The sequence below is a fragment of the Clostridia bacterium genome (genome assembly GCA_028698525.1).
Taxonomy (GTDB): Bacteria; Bacillota; Clostridia; order JAQVDB01; family JAQVDB01; genus JAQVDB01.
In genome coordinates this window covers 23,821-31,490 of sequence record JAQVDB010000013.1, presented here as the reverse complement: position 1 = coordinate 31,490, position 7,670 = coordinate 23,821, and the positions used below count along the sequence as shown (strand labels likewise).

The following is a 7,670-nucleotide window of genomic DNA, read 5'->3' as shown; positions in this document are numbered from 1 at the left end:
GTAAACAGATTAAAAGAATTAGGAAACAGCGGATGCCCTGAACATCCCCAGGCTGACCTTTGCGATGATTATAAAAGCTGTCAAGCATGGATGTCTGAAAAACAATTAGAGGATAGATGGGGCAAAATCAATTTCTATAAATATTGGAAAAAGGTATCCAGTGCGGTAGACCAAACTGCTGGAATCATCATAACCTACAACTCACAACCTATAGATCCGCTTTTTCATTCCACCAGCGGCGGTAAAACAGAGAATTCAGAGGAAGTTTTCTCTACAAAACTGCCCTATCTAAGAAGTGTTATCAGTGAAGGAGAGGAAAAAGCTCCTAAGTTCGTTTCAAAACTCACTATTTCAAGGAATGATTTTGTAAAAAAGTTTAATGCTAAATTTCCCAATTCAGGTATAAACGCCAAAAATGTAGATAATAACTTGAAGATATTGGAAACCAGCGAAGGAGGAAGGGTTAAAAAAATACAGATAGGCAAAATCCAGCTTAAAGGAACTGAATTCAGGTCGCTTTACAACCTGAATTCAACTAATTTCGATATACATTTTAGCGGAAACATTATGATAATAACCACTATAGGCTACGGACACGGGGTAGGCATGAGCCAGTATGGTGCAAACAGTATGGCTCAAAAGGGAAAAACTTATCAAGACATCCTAAAGCATTACTACAATGGAGTGAAAATACAAAACATCAAAGATATATTTTAATATCATCTATTCCACTATCCTATATATCTTTGCCCCAAGTTTTTGCAACTTATTCTCAATGTTTACATACCCTCTGTCGATATGGTATATATCGTTTATCTCAGTGCATCCATCTGCCACCAATCCTGCTATCACCATGGCAGCTCCTGCTCTCAAATCGGTAGCATTTACCTGACTTCCCGTCAGCTTTGGTATGCCCTGCACTACAGCAGTACGGCCTTCTATCTTGATCCTGCTACCCATACGCTTCAGCTCGCTCACATGCATGAACCTGTTTTCAAATATGGTTTCTATAATCACACTTGTTCCTTCAGCTACTGCCATAAGTGCCATCATTTGAGCTTGCATATCTGTGGGAAAACCAGGATAGGGCAATGTCTTTATATCTACAGATTTCAGGGCTCCCCTACGGGATACTTTTATATTGCCGTCCTCTGTCTCTTCTATATCGGTCCCTGTTTCTCTCAACTTGGCTATTATGGGTTTTAAGTGGTCTTCCAGCACATTTTCAATTATTATATCCCCTCCGGTTATAGCAGCAGCCACCATATAGGTTCCTGCTTCTATTCTATCCGGTATTATGCAATGTACTGCTCCATTCAGTTGACGTACCCCTTCAATTTTGATGGTATCAGTACCGGCCCCCCTCACATTTGCACCCATAGAATTCAAAAAATTTGCAAGGTCTACAATTTCAGGCTCTTTGGCCACGTTTTCTATAGTTGTGCTTCCTTCTGCTAAACAGGCAGCCATCATAATATTCTCAGTAGCTCCCACGCTTGGAAAGTCTAGATATATGTCTGCTCCCTGAAGTTTATCTGCCTTTGCCTCTATATATCCATGACCTAAGGTAATATCAGCACCTAAAGCACTGAAGCCCTTAAGATGAAGATCGATAGGTCTTGTTCCTATTGCACAACCTCCCGGCAAAGAAATCTTCGCTCTCCCTAGCCTGGCCAACAGGGGCCCCATTATCAAAAAAGATGCCCTCATTTTTTTTATCAAATCATAAGGTGCCTCATAACTATTTATATTTCTAGTATTTACCTTTATTATTTCGCCTTGATTATCAAGTTCTACTCCAAAATATCTCAATACATCAGATATCACTTCTACATCCCTAAGATGAGGAATATCCTCTATAACACATTCACCGTCCGATAATAGAGAAGCTGCAATTATTGGCAGAACAGAATTTTTTGAACCACTTATCCTCACTCTTCCTCTCAACGGCGGACTTTTTTCAACGATCAGTCTGGACAAGTTTCTTTCCCCCTCGGAGTAAATATTTAGTATTCTACGCATATTAAAGGAGTTGCCAATAATATGTACGTTTTATCTTCAAAAGAGTTGTATCGGCAAGCCATATTGATATTTACTTTGTGATCCCCTAGAACTATAGAGTCTTCTATCAATGGAGTGTATCCTGTGACACTAAAAGCACCGCCACTTTCTACAGCATCCACATTCTCTATTTTTAGGTTGTTAAAAACTTTTCTATATATTTGATCTATTTGCTCGTCATCTGCTTTTGCTTGCAATGCACCAATAATACAAGCAGTAGATTCAGGCTGTATATCAAAAGCCTGATATAAATCTAAAATTTTATTTTCTATATCTATTATATAATTATAGCTATTATTTTGAACCACGTCCACTAACATATATGTTTCAGAATCACTTTCATGTTTAATGGTCTGCAGCGCAAAGACGAGGATTATATCCTCATCTACATTTAAAGTGAACATCACCTGTCGAAAACTGTCCTCATCCGATTTAAAACATTCATATTGATTTGTATTATAGATATGCTTTTTAAAAATTTGTTCAGATAGTTGTTCCATGTACTGCATGTCCATAAAATCATCGGATATTTTTGCCCAACAGTTCAGGTTGGATTCTTTAATATCAGCGCCTGTATAGGTAAATGCCTTTGCTATAGTTTCCATTTGGCTGTTTGGTACACCACTTTCAAAATATTTTTGCTCTTGATTGTAGGTAAATCCTGAAGACTGGACTATGATAATTATTATTGCAATGATAGAGATTATGATATATATCTTTTTCACCTTTTAACCCTCCTCATATGGCAATTTACGCTAAACAATAAATCACTTTTTATTAAGATTATTGCCATTTTAAGAGGGCAGTATACACTTAATTTATGCTAATCTCCATCAAATGTGGGTTATGGTACCATCAGTCACTTGCACGGGAATTTAATTCATCCACTATTTTTTCTACCTCATCTTTTTGTATGAAATTAGACCTTATTGCAAATGTTTTTATTGTCTCACAATCAAATGCATCGCAGTAAAATACATCAGACCTTTTGATGTCTTCATATAAACCTCTGTCAAAATTTTCAAGTATATCGTCTAAATCCTGCTCCTTTTGCAAAACTGTATGCCTACATCCATATATAGGTATAACTTGGTGGATAATATCTATATCCCACATCCTATCCGGTATTGAATAATATATTTTATGGCTGTAAACAGGCTTCTTTGAACCAAATCCAAACAGCTTAGCCAAAGGATTTGTAGCAGCATCGGCATTTTTTATTTTCCTATATTTGAACAGAATGTCTTTTTGCTGCATATTGTATATTATGTCGTCTATAACTTCTTCTCCGGTCACTCCTCTATCTATGCTGAAAAGCCCGTTGTCTATCTCCGATATTATACTCCTTTCCTCCCTTAACCAGGATAAAATATCATAACGGATATCTTTAGGCTGTAAAGGGCTGTTGAAATATTCTATTATATATTCATTCATGTCTTTATGCTTGTTGTATCTTACATTTATCTCCTTTTTCCCCCACATAAACTTCACTTCCTCCTTTTTAGTTTTCTATTACTTTTATTCTATATACACTTATTTTATCCTCCTTTTTTATTCAATATTTTCACACTTCTCATGCTGCTGTCATATATATATATCGAAAAGAAAAACATTGTATATAATACCTGTTATTGAAAGGAGGTATTAGTCTTGGCTGAAAACATACTAGGTGGTTTTGGTTCCGGCAGTGAATTGTTATTTTTCTTCTTGCTATTAGTTCTCGTATTCTGCTGTTGCGGTAGTTTTGGCGGCATCTGCTAATATAGGACATAAAAAAGTTCCTTAGTTTATTTCTAAGGAACTTTTTTATGCATTTTTGTCCTGAATCATATCCTTTACTTTCATAAGTCTGGTAAGGTTGCTTCTTTCATTTTCGTCCAGCTTCATGGTGATGAATCTTATGGTTTCCTCCAATTGAGGTATCATAACGTGTTCAAGGGCGTTAACTCTTCTTCTTGTCTTTTCTATTTCGTCTGCAAGCAGCTGACATGTTTTTTCTACTTCAGCCAGCTTTATCATCTTATCCAATACACCATTCAATGTGGTTATGGCTCCATCCAGCTCTGCAGAAGTATCAGCAAATCCATAGGGATGGATGGATCCGCCTTGTTCATCTTGGGTCCTTTGCTTGTTTTGTATCATTGGAACATCTACACTCATTATATTTTTCACAGATGTTTCTATGTTAGGTAAAGTAGTTGGATACATTATAGCAGCTTCCAGGAGCTCTGATGACATAACCGCTCTTGCCACCAGAAAATCTCCCAAGGCTTGAGTAAGCTCTTTTTCTACTTGTTCTCTCATCTCTTTGTTTTGCTTAACCAGTTCAACAAACTTCTTCATCAGCTCATCCCGTTTATCCTTCAACAACTTGTGGCCCCTGACTGCCACCTTAAGTCTTTTTTTGAGACGGGAGAGCTCCATCCTAGTCGGGTTAACCCTTAATCTTTCAGCCATATTTTATGCATCTCCTTTTTGCGGGAGATACTTTTCTATCAACTCATCCTCTATTCGTTTAAGCTCTGACTTAGGAAGTATGGAAAGGAGTTTCCATCCTAGATCTAATGTCTGTTGTATCGACCTATTTTCATTTTCTCCCTGTGCTACATAGCTTTTCTCAAATTCATCAGCAAATTTAGCGTAAAGTTTATCTATATCGCTCAATGCTGCTTCTCCAAGGATTACCGCAAGTTCTTTTGCCTGTTTGCCTTGTGCATAGGCTGAGAACAGCTGGTTCATCGTATCTGCGTGGTCCTCCCTGGTTTTGCCCTGTCCTATACCTTTATCTTTCAAACGAGAAAGAGATGGCAATACATCTATGGGAGGCATTATGCCTTTCCTGAACAGCTCTCTGCTGAGTATAATCTGACCCTCTGTGATGTATCCGGTAAGGTCAGGTATTGGATGTGTCTTATCATCCTCCGGCATTGTGAGTATAGGTATCTGGGTTATAGAACCCTCTCTGCCCCTTATCCTACCCGCTCGTTCATACATGGAAGCCAAGTCTGTATAAAGGTAACCGGGATATCCTCTTCTTCCCGGGACTTCTCTTCTTGCAGCAGATACCTCACGGAGTGCCTCGCAGTAGTTTGTTATATCTGTCAATATTACGAGAACATGCATTCCTTTTTCAAAGGCCAGATATTCAGCGGCTGTAAGGGCCATCCTGGGCGTTGCTATACGTTCTATAGCAGGATCATCAGCTAAATTCATGAACAATACTGCCCTGTCTATGGCACCTGTCCTTCTAAAATCGCTTATAAAATAATCAGCCTCTTCAAAGGTTATACCTATAGCTGCGAATACAACAGCAAACTTACTGTCAGTACCCAGCACCTTGGCTTGCCTTGCTATCTGAGCAGCCAGCTGTGCATGAGGCAAGCCGGAACCTGAAAATACAGGTAGCTTTTGCCCTCTTACCAAGGTGTTCAGCCCGTCTATGGCAGAAATACCCGTTTGAATAAATTCTGAAGGATAATCCCTTGCAGCAGGGTTGATGGGATTTCCCTCTATAGCCAATCTTTTTTCAGGTATTATTCTAGGTCCACCATCCTTGGGGTTTCCCAAACCGTCAAATACACGGCCCATCATATCCATGGAAACGGCAAGTTCTATGCCTTTGCCCAAAAATCTGACTTTGGTATTCTCTATCTCCAAACCTTGGGAGCCTTCAAACAGCTGAACCAATGCCTTGTCCCTATCAACTTCCAATACACGGCCTCTTCTTATATTTCCATCCGCCTGCTCTATTTCAACCAATTCATCAAACTTAACTCCTTCTACCTGCTCAACCAACATCAAAGGACCTACAACTTCTGATACTGTTCTATATTCCTTAAGCATACTCCATCTCCCCCTTCGATACGAGAGATGATACTTGATCTCTCATTTGGGCTTCAATATCGTCAAATGTATCCAGCTGATCTTCTCTTGTATATTTACATCTCCCTATTTTTTCTCTTATAGGTAGATTGATAACTTCATCTAAAGTCGCACCGTCTTCCATTGCCTTTTGGGCTTCATTATAAAAATCGATTATTAGTTTCAGCATCCTATACTGCTTATTAAAGGATGTATAGGTATCCACATCGTGAAATGCGTTTTGATGCAAATAATCCTCTCTCACTGATCTGGCTATTTCCAATGTAAGCCTATCCTTATTGGACAAGGCATCTACACCTACCAGCCTTACTATCTCTTCTAGTTCAGACTCCTCCTGAAGTATACGCATTGCAGTGGACCTCATCTCTATCCAATCCTCGCTTATATTGGCACTTAACCATTCATTCAACCTGTCAACGTACAGGGAATAACTGATAAGCCAATTTATAGCCGGAAAATGTCTTCTGTAAGCAAGATCAGAATCCAGTCCCCAGAATACCTTTACTATTCGAAGGGTAGACTGGGTTACAGGTTCTGAAAGGTCTCCACCTGGAGGTGATACAGCACCTACAGCTGTAAGGGCTCCTTCCCTTCCCTCGCTACCTGAACATACTACTCTGCCTGCTCTTTCGTAAAATTCCGCCACTCTAGTCCCTAAGTATGCAGGATAACCTTCTTCTCCCGGCATCTCTTCCAAACGACCGGACATCTCACGCAGGGCTTCTGCCCATCTGGATGTTGAATCTGCCATCAAGGCTACACTATACCCCATATCCCTAAAATATTCTGCTATTGTAATACCTGTATATATGGAAGCTTCCCGTGCAGCAACAGGCATATCCGATGTATTAGCTATCAATACCGTCCTCTTCATAAGAGGTTCTCCTGATCTAGGGTCTTTTAACTCGGGAAACTCCATTAAAACATCTGTCATCTCGTTACCACGTTCACCACAGCCTATATATACCACTATATCCGCATCTGCCCATTTTGCCAGCTGATGCTGTACCACCGTTTTACCGCTGCCAAAAGGCCCTGGAATACATGCAGTGCCACCCTTAGCAACCGGAAAGAACGTATCTATTACTCTTTGCCCTGTTATCAGCGGTATTGTAGGGGGAAGCTTTTGCTTGTATGGTCTCCCTATACGCACCGGCCATTTCTGCAACATCTTTAATTCTTTAACACCGTCCTGGGTATCCAGCCTGGCCACCACATCCTCTACGGTGAACTCTCCCTCAAATATCTCCTTTATTGTACCTTCAATGTTAGGAGGAACCATTATCCTGTGCTCAACTATAGGGGTCTCCTGTACTGTACCTATGATATCTCCCGCTACAACTTTATCCCCTACCTTCGCAATCGGTTTGAACGCCCATTTCTTATCCCTGTCAATTGCACCGGCTTCCACGCCTCTGGTGATATAGTCTCCTACCTTATCTTTTATTATATCCAGGGGACGTTGTATACCATCATATATGGCTTCAATTATCCCAGGCCCCAGCTCAACACTCATGGGTTCGCCAGTGGAAACAACCGGCTCTCCCGGCCCCAACCCGGAAGTATTCTCATAAACCTGTATAGAGGCCTTATCGCCTCTCATCTCTATTATCTCTCCAATAAGATTTTTATCGCTAACTCGAACCACATCATACATTTTTGCATACCCCATACCCTCTGCAATAACCAGCGGTCCGGAAACTTTTATTATTCTGCCTTGTTTCAAG

7 protein-coding genes are annotated in these 7,670 nt (G+C 40.0%); 1 reads left to right on the top strand and 6 read right to left on the bottom strand.

The features are described 5' to 3' along the window. On the top strand, positions 1-717 hold a 717-nt coding region (spoIID, locus tag PHP06_03115), incomplete at its 5' end, for a stage II sporulation protein D (GenBank protein MDD3839540.1). A 6-nt stretch (positions 718-723) separates the two neighbouring features. Here spoIID and murA read toward each other — a convergent pair. The 6 genes from murA to PHP06_03085 all read right to left on the bottom strand — a co-directional run bounded on the left by murA (position 724) and on the right by PHP06_03085 (position 7,669). Continuing rightward, entirely contained in the window at positions 724-2,022 is a 1,299-nt protein-coding gene (murA, locus tag PHP06_03110; GenBank protein MDD3839539.1) for a UDP-N-acetylglucosamine 1-carboxyvinyltransferase, read from the bottom strand. After that, positions 2,007-2,786 (bottom strand): YwmB family TATA-box binding protein, encoded by a 780-nt coding sequence (locus PHP06_03105; protein ID MDD3839538.1) that lies wholly within the window; start codon positions 2,784-2,786, stop codon positions 2,007-2,009. Before PHP06_03105 ends, murA begins: the two co-directional genes overlap by 16 nt. A 130-nt stretch (positions 2,787-2,916) precedes the next feature. Then, positions 2,917-3,543: a hypothetical protein gene (locus PHP06_03100; protein MDD3839537.1), complete on the bottom strand. Its 627-nt coding sequence runs from the start codon at positions 3,541-3,543 to the stop codon at positions 2,917-2,919. A gap of 324 nt (positions 3,544-3,867) precedes the next feature. Continuing rightward, complete coding sequence (locus tag PHP06_03095) at positions 3,868-4,518, bottom strand: V-type ATP synthase subunit D (GenBank protein MDD3839536.1); 651 nt, start codon at positions 4,516-4,518, stop codon at positions 3,868-3,870. Between the two features lie 3 nt (positions 4,519-4,521). Next, on the bottom strand, positions 4,522-5,904 hold the full coding sequence (locus PHP06_03090; protein MDD3839535.1) for a V-type ATP synthase subunit B: 1,383 nt from the start codon (positions 5,902-5,904) through the stop codon (positions 4,522-4,524). Beyond that, complete coding sequence (locus PHP06_03085; GenBank protein MDD3839534.1) at positions 5,897-7,669, bottom strand: ATP synthase subunit A; 1,773 nt, start codon at positions 7,667-7,669, stop codon at positions 5,897-5,899. Before PHP06_03085 ends, PHP06_03090 begins: the two co-directional genes overlap by 8 nt. Between the last annotated feature and the right edge of the window lies 1 nt (position 7,670).